This is a genomic window from Streptomyces sp. NBRC 110035, assembly GCF_000829695.1.
Taxonomy (GTDB): Bacteria; Actinomycetota; Actinomycetes; order Streptomycetales; family Streptomycetaceae; genus Streptomyces.
Genome location: NZ_BBNN01000030.1, coordinates 204140 through 220433, shown reverse-complemented (window position 1 = coordinate 220433; position 16294 = coordinate 204140). Strand labels below are relative to the sequence as shown.

The window sequence follows — 16294 nt, the reverse complement described above, 5'->3', positions numbered from 1 at the left end:
GGGGCGCGGGTGTCCGCCCGGGGGGGGTACGGCACACGGTCCTGCCGGACGGCGGCCACGAGGCCGAGGCCGAACGCCTGAGCGCCGGTGTCCCCGGCCGTCGGGGCGCGCGGCCTCCGCCGGCCGTCAGGGGACCAGGCTTTCCAGTGGGACGCGTGGGTTCGCCAGGGAGTCCGTGTCCACCTGGGTCCGGGAGGTGATCAGCCGCTGGATCGGGGCGGTGACGTCCCACACGTTGACGTTCATGCCGGCCAGCACCCTGCTCTCCTTCACCCAGAAGGCGACGAACTCCCGCTTGCCCGCGTCGCCCCGGATCACGACCTGGTCGTAGGAGCCGGGCGGGGCCCAGCCGGAGTACTCCATGCCCAGGTCGTACTGGTCGCTGAAGAAGTACGGGACCCGGTCGTAGGTGACCTCCCGGCCGAGCATCGCGCGGGCCGCGGCCGGGCCGCCGTTGAGGGCGTTGGCCCAGTGCTCGACGCGCAGCCGGGTGCCGAAGAGGGCGTGCGGGAAGGAGGCGACGTCACCGGCGGCGTGGATGTCGGGGTCGGAGGTGCACAGCCGCTCGTCGACCCGGATGCCGCCGCCGTCCGCGGGGTCGGCGAGGTCCAGGCCCGCCGCCCGGGCGAGGCCGGTGCGCGGGGCGGCACCGATCGCCGCGAGGACCGCGTGCGCCGGGTGCTCCTCGCCGTCGTCGGTGCGGGCGGCGAGGACGACGCCGTCCTGGCCGGTGATCCCGGTGAGGGCGGCGCCGAAGTGGAAGCGGACGCCGTGCCCGCTGTGCAGGTCGGCGAAGAGCTGGCCGAGCTCGGGGCCGAGGACGGAGTGCAGCGGGGTGGGTCCGCGGTGGACGACGGTGACCTCCGCGCCGTACTCGCGGGCCGCCGCGGCGGCCTCCAGGCCGATCCAGCCGGCGCCGGCGATCACCAGGTGGCCGTTGTCCCGGCCGAGGGAGGCCAGGACGCCCTTGAGCCGCTCGGCATGCGCGAGGCGGCGCAGGTGGTGGACGCCGACGAGGTCCGTCCCCGGGATGTCCAGGCGGCGGGGCTCGGAGCCGTTGGCCAGCAGCAGTTTGTCGTAGTGGACGGTGGTGCCGTCCTCGCCGAAGCGGACGGTCTTCGCGGCGCGGTCGACGGCGTCGACGGTCTGGCCGAGGTGCAGCTCGATGTCGTGGCGCGCGTACCAGGCGGGCTCGTGCACGAAGACGCTGTCGCGCTCCTCCTTGCCGAGCAGGAAGCCCTTGGACAGCGGCGGCCGCTCGTACGGGCGGTCCCGTTCGTCGCAGATCAGCAGGACCCGGCCGGTGAATCCCTCCGCCCGCAGCGTCCCGGCCGCCTTCGCGCCCGCCAGGCCGCCTCCGACGATGACGAATGTCTGATCCGCGTCGACCACGTGATGCCTCCTCTTGAGTGCCGCCATGTGCGAGCGTCCCGCACACAGAGTGATGCCGGAAGAGGGAGTGACCCGATCAGGCCACGGAGGGTCACCTTCGGGCAAGCACCCGTCTCCGGTGCCCCCCGGTGCCGTACTCCCTCATGTCTGCTTCACGCCTGCCCAGTGAGGCGGGCGTGGAGCGAGCGGGCCGAGGCGTCGGTGAGGGACGCGATCTGGTCGACGATCACCCGCTTGCGGGCTCGGTCGTCCGGGGCCTGCGCGAACAGGGTGCGGAACTGCGGGTCCAGGCCTTCGGGGGCACGGGCGGTGAGCGCCTCGGCCAGTTCGAGGACGACGATCCGCTGGTCGGCGCGGAGCTGTTCCTGCTCGGCGCGCTGCATGACGTACCGGTCGGCGACCGCCTTGAGGACGGCGCACTCCGTACGGGTGCCCCTGGGGACGACCAGCTCGGCTCCGTAGCGGGTGAGACGGCCCCTGCCGAACTCCTCCCGGGTGGCGCCCTCGGCGGCGAGGCAGAAGCGGCCGATGAGCTGGCTGGTGGCGTCCTTGAGGCGGGCCTGGGCGACCGCTGTGCCGTCGTAGCCGTGCGGCCACCACTCCTGGGCGAGGAGGCGGTCGAGCGCCTCGGCGAGTTCCGCCGGGTCGGTGCCCGCGCCGGCGTACCGGCCGACGGCGACGGCGAAGATCTCCTGCCGTTCGGGCTCAGCGTACAGGCAGTTGGGATCGATGTGGCCGGCGTGCAGGCCGTCCTCCACGTCGTGCACCGAGTAGGCGACGTCGTCGGCCCAGTCCATGACCTGGGCCTCGAAGCAGGTACGGCCCTCGGGGGCACCCTCGCGGACCCAGTCGAAGACGGGGCGGTCGTCCTCGTAGACACCGAACTTCGGGGAGGCCGGGTCGGTGGGGTGGGCCCCTCGCGCCCAGGGGTACTTGGTGGCGGCGTCGAGGGTGGCGCGGGTGAGGTTGAGGCCGACGCTGACGACGTCGCCGCTCTCCGGGTCGGTGAGGAACCGCTTGGGTTCGATGCGGGTGAGCAGGCGCAGCGACTGGGCGTTGCCCTCGAAGCCGCCGCAGTCCTCGGCGAACAGGTTCAGCGCCTGTTCGCCGTTGTGGCCGAAGGCCGGGTGGCCCAGGTCGTGGGAGAGGCAGGCGGCCTCCACGAGGTCCGGGTCGCAGCCGAGGGCGGCACCGAGTTCCCGGCCCACCTGGGCGCATTCGAGGGAGTGGGTGAGGCGGGTGCGGGGGCTGGCGTCCCAGACCGGGCTGGCCGCTCCGGGGGTGACGACCTGCGTCTTGCCGGCCAGGCGGCGCAGGGCCGAGGAATGCAGCACGCGCGCGCGGTCGCGCTGGAAGGCGGTACGCCCGGGACGCTTGTCGGGCTCGGCGGCCCAGCGGGCGGCCGAGCCCGGGTCGTAGCCGGGGGGCGGGGCGTGGTTCTGCCGTGGGTGTGCCTGCGCCTGAGCCGGAGGGCCGGTGGGGGTGCTGGTGCCTGCCATGTCTCGACACTACGGGTACGCGGTGACGGCCGAGGGACGCACGGAGGGCTGCCGCGCCGCGCCGGGCTGCGCGGGGCGCCGGGCGGGGCCGGACGGGCAGTCGGCGGGTACGGGGCTGTCCTGGTCCCGGGCCGGGCCCCGCGCACCCCTGGACGGGGCGCTGTCGTGGACCTCCGTGTCATGCGGGAGTCAGGACGGGCGCCGTGCGGGCCCGGGTGTAGCGGTGGAGGAGGAGGCGGGCCATGGCGGGGTGGGTGCCGAGGGGGGCCGCGGTGACCCAGGGGGAGGCCGCCGCGCACTCCGTGGCGAAGCGGCCGGGTGCGGTGAAGCAGGAGGCGACGGCCACCCGGCGACGGCCTTCGGCCGCGAGGGCGCGCAGGGCCTCGGAGACAGTGGGGGCGGCCGTGGAGGCGTAGGCGGGGACCACGGGGACGCCGAGGCGCTGGGCGAGCAGGTCGGCGGTGCGGGCGGTGTCGGTCCGCGACTCGGGGTCGCGGGACCCGGCGGCGGCCAGCACGACCGCGCTCGCCCGGCGGGTCGCCCCGTCGGCCGGGGTCCGCCAGCCGGCCTCCGTCAGGCGGGCGTGCAGCGCGTCGACGAGCAGCGGGTGCGGGCCGAGCGGGGCGGCCACGCGCGTGGGCAGCGGCGACGCGGCGGCCGTCTCGGGGATGTCCTGCTTGACGTGGTAGCCGCGGCCGAACAGCAGCGGCACCAGTACGGCGGAACCGGTCCCCCGCGCGTGCAGACCGGCGAGGGTGTCGGGAAGGAGCGGCTCGTTCAGCTCGATGTGCCCGAGGTGCACCGGCAGACCGGGGCGGAGCGCGCGGACGCGGTCCAGGAGCGCCCGTACGGTGCTCAGCGCGCGTGGATCACGGCTGCCGTGGGCCACCACGACGAGGGCCGGGGGTGGCGGGAACGGAGGGCGCCGGCCGCTCCCGCCGGACGCCCCGTGCCCGGGCGGCCGGCTGCTGAGCGGGGCCGGGGTCGAGGTCGTGGGGTGCACCGTCATGTCTCCGATCGTCGCCGGGGGGCGTTGCCTGCCCGTTGCGCGGACGTGACGGGTGTTTTCCGGCGGTTCACGGCACGGCCCCCGCCCGGTGTGAGCCCGTTCGAGCTGCGGCTTCACCCCCCGGGTACCCCCGTACCGTGCCGCTGATCACAGCAGACGGCTGAACCGTAGGAGGCGCGAGGGCGTCTTCGACGTCGAGGACCGACCGGGGAGGGCGCCCGTTTCATGCTTCATCTGTTGCTCCGTGTGAGGGCGGGCGCGGCCCGATGGCTCCGCCGGCCGCGTCCGCCTCGCCTGCCGCGCACCCGGGCCGGCCGGCGGCGGCTGGTGCAGGCGGGGATGGTGGCCTGCGTACTGGCGCTGCTGCCGGCGACGTGGATGCGTCTGGCGGCGGAGGGCCGGCTGCACACCACCGCCGACGTGCCCCGCACCGACGTCGCCGTGGTCTTCGGCGCGGGCCTGTGGGACGGGGAGCCGTCGCCGTACCTCGCGCACCGGCTGGACGCGGCGGCCGAGCTGTACCGGGCGGGCAGGATCGGGGTGGTCCTGGTCACCGGCGACAACAGCCGTGAGGAGTACGACGAGCCGGACGCGATGCGCGCCTATCTGACCCGGCACGGCGTGCCCGACGCGCGGATCGTCAGCGACTACGCGGGCTTCGACACCTGGGACTCGTGCGTGCGCGCGAAGAAGATCTTCGGCGTGGACCGGGCCGTGCTGATCAGCCAGGGCTTCCACATCCGGCGCGCGATCACCCTGTGCCAGGCGGCCGGCGTCTCCTCGTACGGCGTCGGCGTCGACGACCGGCACGACGTCACCTGGTACTACGGGGGCACCCGCGAGATCCTCGCCGCGGGCAAGGCGGCCCTGGACGCGGCCTTCCGACCGGACCCGCACTTCCTCGGGCCGAGGGAGGCGGGGGTGGAGCAGGCGCTCGACGGCATCCGTGCCCCGTCGGCGACACCGCGGCCGTAACGCGCGTACTGCGGCATGCCCGCACCACGGCGGACACCACACGCGTCACGGTCACCCTCCCGGCCGAGCAGGCCGCCGAGCCGGGAGAACCCACCGGCAACGTCTCCGGGTACGTCACCGAAGCGGTGGCCCGTCAGCCGCGGCACCAGTTGCCCGGCGCCGACCCGCTGCGCCGGCAGGAAGAGCACGGGCCTTCACCGGGAAGGAGCCGGCCGAGGCCCGCTCCCGGCCTCACCGCGCTCCCCCGCCCCCGGGGAGGTCGCCGTACCGGGCGTGTAACAGGGGCCGGTGCGGTGTGTAACACGTGCGGCGCACGCTGGGCGGTATGCAGAACACCGTGACGTCCACGCACTGCCCGTACTGCGCCCTGCAGTGCGGGATGAATCTGACGCCCGCGCCGGACGGGACCGTCGAGGTGAGCGAGCGCGCGGACTTCCCGGTGAACCGGGGCGCGCTGTGCGGCAAGGGGCGTACGGCGCCGGCGGTGCTGTCCTCCGCCGTGCGGCTGACCTCGCCGTTGGTGCGGTCACGGGAGAGTGGCGAGCTGGTGCCCGCCGGCTGGGACGAGGCGCTGGACCGGATCGCCGAGGGGCTGGGCCGTACGCGCGGTGAGCACGGGGCGGACGCGGTCGGGGTGTTCGGCGGCGGCGGGCTGACGAACGAGAAGGCGTACGCGCTGGGGAAGTTCGCGCGGGTGGTGCTGGGCACCTCCCAGATCGACTACAACGGCCGCTTCTGCATGTCGTCCGCGGCGGCCGCCGGCATCAAGGCGTTCGGGCTGGACCGGGGGCTGCCGTTCCCGCTGGAGGACGTCCCGAGGACCGGCTGCGTGATCCTCGTCGGCTCGAACCCGGCGGAGACCATGCCGCCGGCGCTGCGCTACTTCGCCGAGCTGAAGGAGAACGGCGGCACGCTGATCGTCGTCGACCCGCGCCGGACGAAGACCGCCGAGCTGGCCGATCTGCATCTGGCGCCCCGCCCCGGCACCGACCTCGCGCTGGCGCTGGGCCTGCTGCACCTGGTCGTCGCCGAGGGCCGCAGCGACGAGGCGTACATCCAAGAACGCACCGCCGGCTGGGAGGAGACCCGGGCCGCGGCGATGGCGCACTGGCCGGAGTACGTGGAGCGGATCACCGGCGTGCCGGTGCCCCGGCTTCGGGAGACCGTACGGCTGTTCTGCGAGCCGGAGGCGGCGATGGTGCTCACCGCCCGCGGGCCCGAGCAGCAGGCCAAGGGCACCGACACCGTGGGCGCCTGGATCAACCTGTGCCTGGCGACCGGCCGGGCGGGCCGCCCGCTGTCCGGGTACGGCTGCCTGACCGGTCAGGGCAACGGGCAGGGCGGGCGCGAACACGGCCAGAAGGCCGACCAGTTGCCCGGCTACCGCAAGCTGACCGACCCTGCGGCGCGCGCGCATGTCGCCGGCGTCTGGGGGGTGGACCCCGACTCGCTGCCCGGCCCGGGGCGCAGCGCGTACGAGCTGCTGGACGCGCTGGGCGGGGACATCCGCTCGCTGCTGCTGATGGGCTCCAACCCGGTGGTGTCGGCGCCCCGCGCCGCGCACGTCGAGGAGCGCATCCGGTCGCTGGACTTCCTGGCGGTGTGCGACGTCGTGCTGTCGGAGACGGCCGCGCTCGCCGACGTCGTCCTGCCGGTGACGCAGTGGGCGGAGGAGACGGGCACGACGACCAGCCTGGAGGGCAGGGTCCTGCTGCGGCGGCGCGCGCTGCCCGCGCCGGACGGCGTGCGCAGCGACCTCGAGGTGCTGCACGAGCTGGCCGCCCGGCTCGGCGCCGGGCCGAGCCCCCAGAAGAGGTTCCCGACCGATCCCGAGGAGGTCTTCGAGGAGCTGCGCCGCGCGAGCGCGGGCGGGCCCGCCGACTACTCCGGGATCAGTTACCGGCGGCTCGCGGAGGACAACGGCGTGTTCTGGCCGTGCCCGGCCCCCGGACCCACGCCGTCGGAGGCACCTGGGCCGGCGGACGGTGCCGTGCACCCCGGCACCCCCCGGCTGTTCCTCGACCGGTTCGCCACCGAGGACGGGCGGGCCCGGTTCGTGCCCGTCGCGCACCGCGCGAACGCCGAGGAGCCCGACGACGAGTACCCCGTGCTGCTGACCACCGGCCGGGTAGTGGCGCAGTACCAGTCCGGTGCGCAGACCCGGCGCGTCGACGAGCTGAACGCGGCCGCGCCCGGCCCGTTCGTGCAGTTGCACCCGCGGCTCGCGGAGCGGCTCGGCGCGGCCGAGGGCGATCCGCTGGCCGTGGTGTCCCGGCGGGGCCGGGCGGTGGCACCGGCCCGTATCACCACCGCGATCCGCCCCGACACCGTGTTCATGCCGTTCCACTGGGCGGGCGAGGGCCGCGCGAACACCCTCACCAACCCCGCCCTGGACCCGACGTCGCGGATGCCGGAGTTCAAGGTGTGCGCGGTACGGGTGGAAGTGGAGACGGCGCGGTCCTGAGTTCCGGCCGCTCCACCCGTATCCCGCCGCCTCACCCGTTCACCGGCGCGTGGCGCACCCTTCGGGTTCTTTCCCCCGGCCGGGCCCGCGGCACTGCGGTGACCTGCCGAAACGGGTACGGGCGGGGCTTCGGCGGGAACTTTCTGACACCCATTCACCTCATTTCTGACGTTCCCTCAGGGAGCGGGCCGCGCCCGTCGGCCTTTACCTCGGACTAGCGGGGACGCGACCGACGGCGGCACATGGGGGTGCCGCGGGCGCGGCCCCTCCGTGAGCCCGAGGGAGCATCGATGCGAGGTACCGCCCGGCGGCTGACCAACCTGACCGGACCCGCGCTCGCCGTGGCCGCCGCGGGGCTGTTCGCGGCGCCCGCCGCGTACACCGCCCCCGCGGGACCTCCCCACGGCGACGGCAGGCCGGCCGGAAACCCGGCCAGGAGCCTGGAACTGCGCCCGTCCGTGGTCGTGGCGGGCACGCGGGTGACGGTGGACACCTCGGCGTGCGGCGACGGCGACACGGTCGCGGGCGATGCCACCGCCGTGGGCGCCGGCCGTTTCACGCTGGCACCCCGCGACGACGGTCCCGACGCGGCCGGACGGGACTCGACCGGCCGGTTCCGGGTGCCGCCGGGCGCGCAGCCGGGGACGTACGAGATCGTCGCGACGTGCGAGGCGGGCGGGCAGCGGGTGACCGGTGACCTGGTGGTCAGGCTGACGCCCGCGGCGCAGCAGGTGTACCCCCGGGGCAGTGTGAAGACGGGGGTCGGCGGCGCCCTGGGCACCGACCCCGCGCAGACCGCGGCCGGCGTGACGGCTCTCGCCGTCGCCGCCGCGGGCGGTACCTGGCTCCTGCATCGCCGGGCGAGAGGCGACGGGATCTGACGGGCGCCCCTCCGCCGCCCGTCCGCCGGTACCGCATCCCCTCCCCCTCCGGGTCCGACGCCCCTCGCGGCCCGGAGGGGGCACGGGGCCGACGCTGGAGAGGTCAGTGAGCAATGCACCGCATACGCCGGACATACCGCATACGCCGCATGCCACGCAGGTACGGCCGGGCGACCGGGAGACCGGGCAACACGGTCATAGCGTCGGTGAGCACGCTCACCCTGTGCTGCGGCCTGTGGCTGCTGCACGCGGGAACCGGCACGAGCGCCCCGCCGCAGCCGTCGGCCGCCCAGGCCCACTCCACGGGCCCGGGGCACGGTGCCGGGCAGGTCCCGGCGTCCGCCGCGCTGCCGCCCTCCCCGCCCGACCGGATACGCGTCCCCGCGATCGGTGTGGACGCCCCCCTGACGGGCCTCGGCCTGACGGGCACCGGCAGCCTCGACGTGCCGCCGCCCGAGCGGCCGGACCTGGCCGGCTGGTACGAGGCCGGCACCACACCCGGCGAGAGCGGCACCGCGGTCGTCGCGGGCCATGTCGACAACGCCGAGGGCCCCGCCGTCTTCTACTCCCTGGGCGCCCTGCGCAGGGGCGGCACCGTCGAGGTGGACCGGCGCGACGGCACCACCGCCGTGTTCACCGTGCACGCCGTCGAGGTGTACGACGCCCGGGACTTCCCCGACGGGAAGGTGTACGGCGCGGCAGAGCGCCCGGAGCTGCGGATCATCACCTGCGGCGGAGGCTACTCACGCACCACCGGCTACCAGGGCAACGTCGTCGTCTACGCCCACCTCACCGGCAGCCGCTGAGCCCTCGGACGGTCCCAGCACATTCGCCCTCCCCCACGCGCCCAGCGGTTCCAGCGCCTCGTTGAGCGCCGTGCCCCTGGGCGTCAGGGAGTACTCGCTCGACGTCCAGGAGGGCGCCGCCCGGTCAGCGTCCCGGGTCGAGTGCCGTACGGGCATGGCGGACCGCCTCCTCGGCGGTCAGCCGGGTGCCACGGTCATACGCCTTTGTGAACGCGTCCTCGCCCAGCGCGGCCCGTGCCGACGCGGTGACGCGGTCGACGTCGGCGCGTTCGGCGGGCGGCAGCGGGGCTCCGGCCCGGCGGCGGGTGGCCGCCGCCGCGCCCAGGAGGACGGCCGCGCGGGTGGCGGCGGGGCCGTGACCGGGCAGCGCGGCCGCACCGGCGAGGCCCTCCAGGGAGAGGGCCAGGGCACGGGGCTCCGCGAGGGCGCGGGCGATCTCCAGGCCCTCCAGGTGGTGGGCCGCCGCCCCGCGCGCGTCGCCGCGCAGCTCGGCGACGAAGCCGAGCTCGGCCAGGAGCAGGTGGTCGCCCGCCTGGGAGGAGACATCGGCGTAGCCGTCGCGGATGTGCAGCAGGTGCGCCTCGGCTCCGTCGAGGTCGCCGGAGCGGCGTGCGCCGAGGGCGAGGCCCATCTCGGAGTGGATCTCGCCGTACTTGTAACCCTGTTCGGCGGCGATCCGGCGCGCCTGTTCGTGCAGGCCGCGGGCACGGTCCCAGTCGCGGGCGAGCAGCGCGAGCCGACCGAGCCCGGAGAGCCGCGCGGACACCTCCGCCTCCAGACCCAGCTCCCGGGCCATCCGCAGACCTTCGTACTGGCGACGCTCCGCGTCCTCGTACGCACCCTTGATCTCGGCGAGTGCGGCGAGCGGGGACACGGTTTGCAACTCACCCCAGCGGTCGCCCAGTTCGCAGAAGATCAGGGAGCTGCGCAGCCCGTCACGGCCGAGCCCGACGAGGTCGCCGCGGACCAGCGCGAGCGTCGCGCGCAGGCCGAGCGCGGCGGCGGTGCCCCACTGGTCCTCCGCGGCGGTGAACAGGGTGAGGGCGCGGGTGTTCAGCTCGCTGCCCTCGGCATCGTCACCCGCACTGAACAGTCCGTACGCACAGAGCCACAGGGCACGGGCCCGGCGCACGGGGTCGGGAACGGCGTCACCGGTCGCGATGAGGCCGCGGCTGTCCGCTGTCGTGGTGCGGCCGCCCTCCGGGGTGGCGGCTGCGGTGTGATCCCCGGTGAGCAGTGCGAAGGCGGCGTGGAGGAGGGCGAGTTCAGCGGGGGCGGCGGGACCGGGATCGGCAAGGTCGAAGGAAGCGGACGTCACGGCCAGCACCGCTCCCAGGCTGCTGCGGGCCTCGGTGAGGCGGCCGCGCAGCAGCCACCACCAGGCCAGGGCGGTGGCCAGCCGGACCGCCTCGTCCGGCTCTCCCGCGCCCGCACGGCGCACCGCCTCGTCGAGCGCCGTACGCAGGTTCCCGGCCTCGGCGTCCAGCCGGGCCAGCCAGGGCCGCTGTCCGGCGCCGCGCAACTGCGGCTCGGCATGTTCGGCCAGGGCCCGGTAGTGGCGCAGATGACGGTCCCGTACGGCGGTGAGGTCCTCCATGTCGTGGAGCCGCTCGGTCGCGTACGCGGCGACGGACTCCAGGAGCCGGTAGCGGGGCCCGGTGGGCCCGTCCACCACGACCACCAGGGACCGGTCGACCAACCGGGTGACGAGGTCGAGCACCTCTTCCCGGGCGACGCCGTCACCCGCGCAGACCGCTTCGGCGGCGGCCAGGTCGCAGCCGTCGCTGTGGGCGGCGAGGCGGCGCAGGACGATGCGCTCGGGCGCGCTGAGCAGCTCCCAACTCCAGTCGATCACCGCCCGCAGCGTCTGCTGCCGGGCCGGTGCGCCGCGCTGCCCGAAAGTCAGCACCCGGAAGCGGTCGTTGAGCCGGGCCGCCAGCTCCCTCACTCCCAGGGCCCGTACCCGGGTGGCGGCGAGCTCCAACGCGAGTGGGATGCCGTCGAGCCGGCGGCAGATCTCGGCCACGGCCCGGCGCTCGGGCTCGTCCGGCGCCTGTGGGTCGCGCGGGAAGCCGGGGGTCGCGGCGGCGGCACGCTCCATGAACATCCGGACCGCGTCGGCGGGCGGCAGGGGCTCGACGAGGAACATCGCCTCGCCCGCCAGGCCGAGCGGCTCCTGCCCGGTGGCCAGGACCCGCAGCCCTGGGGCAGTGCGCAGGAGCAGTTCGGTGAGTTCGGCGGCGGCGTCGACGACGTGCTCGCAGTTGTCCAGGACCAGCAGGGTGCGGCGGTCGCGCAGGGCTGCGGCGAGGCGGTGCGGCAAGGAGGGCGTGGGAGGGCCGGTGTCCGGCAGTGAGCGGGGGGCGTCGTCCCGGATGCCGAGGGTGGCGGCGACGACCTGGGCCAGGTCGGCGGAGGTGCCGGCGCGGATGCCGGAGAACTCGACGAGCCATGTTCCGTCGGCCGGTTCACCTGCCTGAGCGCCGTCCCGCTCGGCGGTGGCCGCCGCCACGGCCAGCCGGGTCTTGCCTACGCCGCCGGGACCGGTGAGGGTCACCAGCCTTTTTTCCGCGAGGAGTTGCGAGAGGTCGGCCAGTGCCTGACAGCGGCCGACGAGGGGGGTGAGGGGGACGGGGAGGTTCGTGTGCGGGGCCGGGGCGGTGACCGCTGCGGTGCTCACCGTCTCCGCCGCGGGTGCGAGGTCCGCCACCACCGCCCCGGACCCGCCTCCCGAAGCCCCGTACGCCCCCGTGCTCAGCCCCGGCTCCTGTCGCAGCACCGCCCCGTGCAGGGTGGTCAGTTCGGGGCTCGGATCGACCCCCAGTTCCCCCCCGAGCCGGGTGCGCAGGTCGTCGTACGACGCGAGTGCCTCGCTCTGGCGCCCCGCCGCGTACAGGGCCTTTATCTGAACGGCACGCAGGCGTTCCCGCAGCGGGTGGAGCGCCACGAGGCCGGTCAGTTCCCCGACGAGGAGCGCGTGGTCCCCCGCCTCGAGGCGTGCCTGTGCCTGCTCCTCCAGTACGGACAGCCGCTGTTCCGTGAGCCGCTGGGCGACCCCCCGTGCGAAAGGGCCGTCCGCGAAGTCCGCGTACGCCGGCCCCCGCCACAGCTCCAGGGCCTCGGTGAGCAGCGCGGCCCGGGCGCGGGGGTCCTGGACGGGGCGTGCCTCGGTCACCAGGGCGCAAAAGCGTGCGGCGTCCACCTCGTCGCCGTCGAGCCGCAGCCGGTAGCCGGGGGGCTGGCGCACCACCCGGTCCCGGCCGATGACCCGGCGCAGCTGGGAGATCTTGGCCTGGAGGGCGCCCGCGGGCTTGCCCGGAGGAGTGTCGCCCCACAGGTCGTGGATGAGACGGTCGGCGGAGACCGGTCCCCCGTCGTTCGCGAGCAGGTCCGCCAGCAGGGCCCGGACCTTGGCTTCGGGGACTCTGGCTTCCCGTCCCTCGCCGTCCCACACCACCAGTGGCCCGAGTACCCCAAACCGCATGGGCGCCACCGTACATGTCCGGGGGGACCGGCCCTCGGGCCTCTGGGCACCACCGGCCCGTCCGTCAGCCGTTCCGAAGGTTTCCCGAAGGTTCCCCGAAGCGCCCGGGCACAGAGTCGTCCACGCGGGTGGCACCGCGGCACCGGCGAGGAACGGGCACCCCTGGAGGGAGCGGCAACCATGACCAAGTACGCGCGCAGAGAGGCCCTGGTCGTCGGTGGGGCCACCGGCATCGGCCTGGCCATCGCCAAGCGTCCCGTGGAGGGCGGGGCGACGGTCCTGCTGACCGCCCGCACCGACGAGGAGCGCGCCCACGCGGTCGCCGAACTCGGCTCCGCCGCCCGCGTCGTCGCCCCGTCCGCCGTCGAGACCGCCCTCACCGCACAGGCCCTCACCGCACGAACCGGCACCGGACCCGGGAGCACCGCAAGGAGCGCCGCCGGGGGCGGCGCCGATTTCTTCTTCGCCGATGCCGTTCCCACCGCCCGGCCCCTGCTGCCGCACCTCAAGGACGGCGGTGCGATCGTGCTCACCGCCCCCACCCCGTGCCCCGACGCCGTGACCGCGCTCGCCGCCGAACTCGTCTCCCGGGGCATCCGCGTCAACGCGGTGGCCCCGGGCTGTATCGAGGCGCCGGGCTCCGGTGCCGTGCCCCTGCCGCCGCTCGGCCGCCTCGGCGCCGCCGAAGAGGTGGCCCGGGCCGCGCTGTTCCTGGCCACGGAGGCGACGTTCACCACGGGGGCCAGACTCCCCGTCGACGGCGGGCTCGGCCACCCGTGAACCAGCCGCCCCGCACCACCGCCTTCGCCGCCCGGCCTCCACCGTCCTCGCGAGACCCCGGCGTCCGCCCCACATCCCGCACCCCCCTTACGGAAACCTGGAGCGCACCCCATGAGCACCGCACCCGACACGGCGCCCGCCGCCGCTGCGGCCCCGGACCCGAAGAGCGGAGGCGACGAACAGCAGAAGCTTCCGCTGTTCGCCCTGCTCGCCCTCGCCACCGCCGTCTTCATCACCAGTCTCACCGAGACCCTCCCCGCCGGCCTGCTGCCCGCGATGAGCCAGGACCTGCGGGTCAGCGAGTCCGCGACCGGCCAGACGGTCACGATCTACGCGATCGGCACCGCCCTGACCGCGATCCCGCTCACCGCGGCCACCGCGGGCTGGCGGCGCAAGAGGCTGCTCCTCACGGCCATGGGCGGCTTCGCCCTCGCCAACACCGTGACGGCCGTGTCGTCCGTCTACGAGCTGACGATGGTGGCGCGTTTCGTCGCCGGTGTGGCCGCCGGTCTCGCCTGGGCCCTGCTCGCCGGATACGCCCGCCGTATGGCCCCCGTGCACCTCCAGGGCAAGGCGATGGCCATCGCCATGGCCGGTATCCCCGTCGCGCTCTCCCTCGGCGTGCCCGCCGGTACCTTCCTCGGTGACTGGCTCGGCTGGCGGGTGGCGTTCCTGTCGATGACCGCCCTCACGGTCGTGCTCCTGGTGTGGATCTTCGCGGCCGTACCGGACTTCGCCGGCCAGGGGCGCGGCGAGCGGCCGAAGATGCTGCGTACCCTGCGTATCCCGGGTGTGTCCCCGGTCCTCTTCGTCACGCTGGTCTTCGTGCTGGCCCACACCATCCTGTACGCGTACATCGCCACGTATCTCGAGGACCTGGGACTGGGCGGCTCCACCGGCCTGATCCTCCTGGTCTTCGGCACCGCCTCGCTGGCGAGCATCTGGATCGTCGGCGCGCAGATCAACCGGCGGCTGCGTGGCCTCACCGTCGGCGGCGCCCTGCTCGTCGCCGTCGCCTCGCTGCTCCTGGCCGTCCTTTCCGACACCACCGCCCTCGTCTACGTCGCCGCGGTGCTGTGGGGTCTGGGCTGGGGCGGCGTGCCCACCCTGCTGCAGACTGCCGTCGGTGACGCGGGCGGCGAGTCCGCCGACGCGGCGCAGGCGATGCTCGTCACGCTCTGGAACGTCGCGATGGCGGGCGGCGGCATCGTCGGCGGCATCCTGCTCGACGTGGTCGGCAGCGAGTCCTTCCCCTGGACGGTTCTGCTGCTTCTGCTGCCGGTGATCGCGGTCGTGCTGTACGCCCGGCAGGCGGGCTTCCCCGCCCAGCGGCCGGTGGCCCCGGCCCACGGCGCGGCACCTGACCCGGCCTGACCGCAGCCACAGTTCCGCGCGGGCCCGATGCCGAGCATCGGGCCCGCGCAGCGCGGTCGCCGATGCCCGGGCCGCCGGGCAGAACCCCCGGGCCGTGGTCGTGACCGTGCCGGACAACCCGACCGGCGCGGTCGCCTCGGCCGCCACCGTACGGCGGCTGGCGGAGGCGGCCCGTGAACTGGACCTCGTCATCGTCTCCGACGAGATCTACTGCGACCTGGTGTACGACACCTCCGAGCCGGCCGTCTCCCCGGCCCTGCAGGCGCCCGAGCTGACCGTTGTCACCACCGGTCTCACCAAGAACCTGGCGCTCGGTGGCTGGCGTACAGGAGCGGCCCGGCTGCCCGACAGCGAACCGGGGCGCGCCTTGCACACCCGGCTCGTCGCGGTCGCCAGCCAGATCTGGTCCAGCCCGCCCGCGCCGGTGCAGACGGCGGCCGCGTAGGCGTTCGGGGAGCCGCCGGAGGTCACCGAGCGCATCGCGGCGAGCCGGCGGCTGCACGAGAAGGTGGTGCGCGCAGTCGCCGCCCGCTTCACCGCCGTGGGCGCGGAGCCGGCCCCCGTCGCCGCGACCTGCTACCTCTACCCGGCCTTCGAACCCCTGCGGGAGCACCTGGCCGTCACGCACGGCGTGCACGACGGCGACGCCCTGGCCGGGCTGCTCTCGGAGCGTTACGGGGTCGGCGTACTGCCCGCGAGCGCGTTCGGGGAGTCCGGCCGCCCTCTGCGGATCCGGGCGGCCACCAGCCACTTCTACGGCGACACCGACGAACGGCGCACGGCTGCGCTGGAGGCGGCGGACCCGCTCACCCTGCCGTGGATACGGGAGGCGGTCGACCGGGTCGGCGAGATCCTGGCCGACCTCACGGGCGCGGACGTGCCCACCACCCTCGCCCCTCACTCCTGATTCACCCCAACCCACCTACGCAATGGAGGAGTCACCCATGTCCCACCCTCACCTCCCCGTCCTCTTCGAGGCCATGTACGACGGCGAACGCCACATCGGTTTCGGCCGCCCCGAGGGCGGCGCGCGGCAGACCCTGTACCGGGTGCAGGACGGCCAGGTCGCGGCCGCCTTCATCGCCACGGACGGCTCGGAGGAGGCCTTGCGGTCCGCCCTCACCGAGGGTGCGGAGACCGTCGTCGTCACCGCCGGGGAACCGGAGACGCGGCTGCTGCCTCCGTTGCTGCCGACGGCCACGGGCCATGCGCTGCTGAGCGGTTTCATGGGCACGCACAAGAAGAAGTGGGGCGTTTCAGTTTGGCGCGGGTGCCTTCGATGTCCTTCGGCATCAGTTCGTGGTCGGGGGCTTCGCAGATGTCGCGGGCCCGAAGGGGGCCGGCGGCCCCGTTGAGGAAGGCGAGGACGCGGGGGTCCGGGTGCTCGGGCAGGTCGGGCGCGGAGGCCCGGGCCGGGAGGCGGTCAGCGGGTGCGGTGATGGTCTTCTGGACGGTCGCGAGGTGTTCGAGGCGGGTCCCGGCCTCCCGCAGCCGGCCCCGCATGTCGACGATCTGTGTGCGGAGGTCGTCGGCCGGTGCCCGGGCGGGCGTCGTCCTGCTCCGCGGCGCTCCCCGGTACCGGCCGCTCGCGTCACGGAACGGCGCTGGAGCCCGGCCCGTCCGAAGGGAT

13 protein-coding genes are annotated in these 16294 nt (G+C 75.0%); 9 read left to right on the top strand and 4 right to left on the bottom strand.

All coding sequences use genetic code 11. The features are described from left to right. Window positions 1-126: 126 nt before the first annotated feature. The 3 genes from TU30_RS20985 to TU30_RS20975 form a co-directional block, all read right to left on the bottom strand. Window positions 127-1392 carry an NAD(P)/FAD-dependent oxidoreductase gene (locus tag TU30_RS20985; RefSeq protein WP_042172176.1) on the bottom strand — a complete coding sequence of 422 codons (1266 nt, stop codon included), beginning with the start codon at window positions 1390-1392 and terminating at the stop codon, window positions 127-129. 152 nt (window positions 1393-1544) lie between these two features. Next, window positions 1545-2891: a deoxyguanosinetriphosphate triphosphohydrolase gene (locus TU30_RS20980; RefSeq protein ID WP_042172174.1), complete on the bottom strand. Its 1347-nt coding sequence runs from the start codon at window positions 2889-2891 to the stop codon at window positions 1545-1547. A 178-nt stretch (window positions 2892-3069) separates the two neighbouring features. Beyond that, window positions 3070-3900, bottom strand: a complete 831-nt coding sequence (locus TU30_RS20975; protein ID WP_042172172.1) for a sirohydrochlorin chelatase — start codon at window positions 3898-3900, stop codon at window positions 3070-3072. Window positions 3901-4125: 225 nt separating this feature from the next. Here TU30_RS20975 and TU30_RS20970 point away from each other — a divergent pair, with 225 nt between their 5' ends. The 4 genes from TU30_RS20970 (at window position 4126) to TU30_RS20955 (ending at window position 9026) form a co-directional block, all read left to right on the top strand. Continuing rightward, window positions 4126-4875, top strand: coding sequence for a vancomycin high temperature exclusion protein (locus tag TU30_RS20970; protein WP_042172170.1), 750 nt, complete (start codon window positions 4126-4128; stop codon window positions 4873-4875). Window positions 4876-5200: 325 nt separating this feature from the next. Then, entirely contained in the window at window positions 5201-7339 is a 2139-nt protein-coding gene (locus tag TU30_RS20965) for a molybdopterin oxidoreductase family protein (RefSeq protein ID WP_042172289.1), read from the top strand. 290 nt (window positions 7340-7629) lie between these two features. Further along, entirely contained in the window at window positions 7630-8220 is a 591-nt protein-coding gene (locus TU30_RS20960; RefSeq protein ID WP_042172168.1) for a hypothetical protein, read from the top strand. A gap of 149 nt (window positions 8221-8369) precedes the next feature. Next, window positions 8370-9026: a class F sortase gene (locus tag TU30_RS20955; protein ID WP_042172165.1), complete on the top strand. Its 657-nt coding sequence runs from the start codon at window positions 8370-8372 to the stop codon at window positions 9024-9026. A 124-nt stretch (window positions 9027-9150) separates the two neighbouring features. Here TU30_RS20955 and TU30_RS20950 read toward each other — a convergent pair whose 3' ends face one another. After that, window positions 9151-12510: a BTAD domain-containing putative transcriptional regulator gene (locus TU30_RS20950; protein WP_052479872.1), complete on the bottom strand. Its 3360-nt coding sequence runs from the start codon at window positions 12508-12510 to the stop codon at window positions 9151-9153. Window positions 12511-12690: 180 nt separating this feature from the next. Between TU30_RS20950 and TU30_RS20945 the strand changes: the two genes are divergently transcribed. The 5 genes from TU30_RS20945 (at window position 12691) to TU30_RS34365 (ending at window position 16019) form a co-directional block, all read left to right on the top strand. Next, window positions 12691-13290, top strand: coding sequence for an SDR family NAD(P)-dependent oxidoreductase (locus TU30_RS20945; RefSeq protein WP_042172163.1), 600 nt, complete (start codon window positions 12691-12693; stop codon window positions 13288-13290). A gap of 111 nt (window positions 13291-13401) precedes the next feature. Further along, the gene (locus TU30_RS20940) at window positions 13402-14664 is read left to right on the top strand and encodes an MFS transporter (RefSeq protein WP_042172161.1); all 1263 of its coding nucleotides are present in this window, start codon (window positions 13402-13404) and stop codon (window positions 14662-14664) included. A 94-nt stretch (window positions 14665-14758) separates the two neighbouring features. After that, the gene (locus TU30_RS37465; RefSeq protein ID WP_234307929.1) at window positions 14759-15109 is read left to right on the top strand and encodes a pyridoxal phosphate-dependent aminotransferase; all 351 of its coding nucleotides are present in this window, start codon (window positions 14759-14761) and stop codon (window positions 15107-15109) included. Between the two features lie 66 nt (window positions 15110-15175). Then, window positions 15176-15571, top strand: a complete 396-nt coding sequence (locus tag TU30_RS37460) for a hypothetical protein (RefSeq protein WP_234307928.1) — start codon at window positions 15176-15178, stop codon at window positions 15569-15571. 37 nt (window positions 15572-15608) lie between these two features. Then, on the top strand, window positions 15609-16019 hold the full coding sequence (locus tag TU30_RS34365; protein WP_234307927.1) for a hypothetical protein: 411 nt from the start codon (window positions 15609-15611) through the stop codon (window positions 16017-16019). The last annotated feature ends 275 nt before the right edge of the window (window positions 16020-16294 follow it).

Coding starts and splice junctions, on each gene's coding strand:
- TU30_RS20960 (WP_042172168.1), top strand. CDS start 7,630: ATGCGAGGTACCGCCCGGCGGCTGACCAACCTGACCGGACCCGCGCTC.
- TU30_RS34365 (WP_234307927.1), top strand. CDS start 15,609: ATGTCCCACCCTCACCTCCCCGTCCTCTTCGAGGCCATGTACGACGGC.
- TU30_RS20980 (WP_042172174.1), bottom strand. CDS start 2,891: ATGGCAGGCACCAGCACCCCCACCGGCCCTCCGGCTCAGGCGCAGGCA.
- TU30_RS20975 (WP_042172172.1), bottom strand. CDS start 3,900: ATGACGGTGCACCCCACGACCTCGACCCCGGCCCCGCTCAGCAGCCGG.
- TU30_RS20945 (WP_042172163.1), top strand. CDS start 12,691: ATGACCAAGTACGCGCGCAGAGAGGCCCTGGTCGTCGGTGGGGCCACC.
- TU30_RS20950 (WP_052479872.1), bottom strand. CDS start 12,510: ATGCGGTTTGGGGTACTCGGGCCACTGGTGGTGTGGGACGGCGAGGGA.
- TU30_RS20970 (WP_042172170.1), top strand. CDS start 4,126: ATGCTTCATCTGTTGCTCCGTGTGAGGGCGGGCGCGGCCCGATGGCTC.
- TU30_RS20955 (WP_042172165.1), top strand. CDS start 8,370: ATGCCACGCAGGTACGGCCGGGCGACCGGGAGACCGGGCAACACGGTC.
- TU30_RS20965 (WP_042172289.1), top strand. CDS start 5,201: ATGCAGAACACCGTGACGTCCACGCACTGCCCGTACTGCGCCCTGCAG.
- TU30_RS20940 (WP_042172161.1), top strand. CDS start 13,402: ATGAGCACCGCACCCGACACGGCGCCCGCCGCCGCTGCGGCCCCGGAC.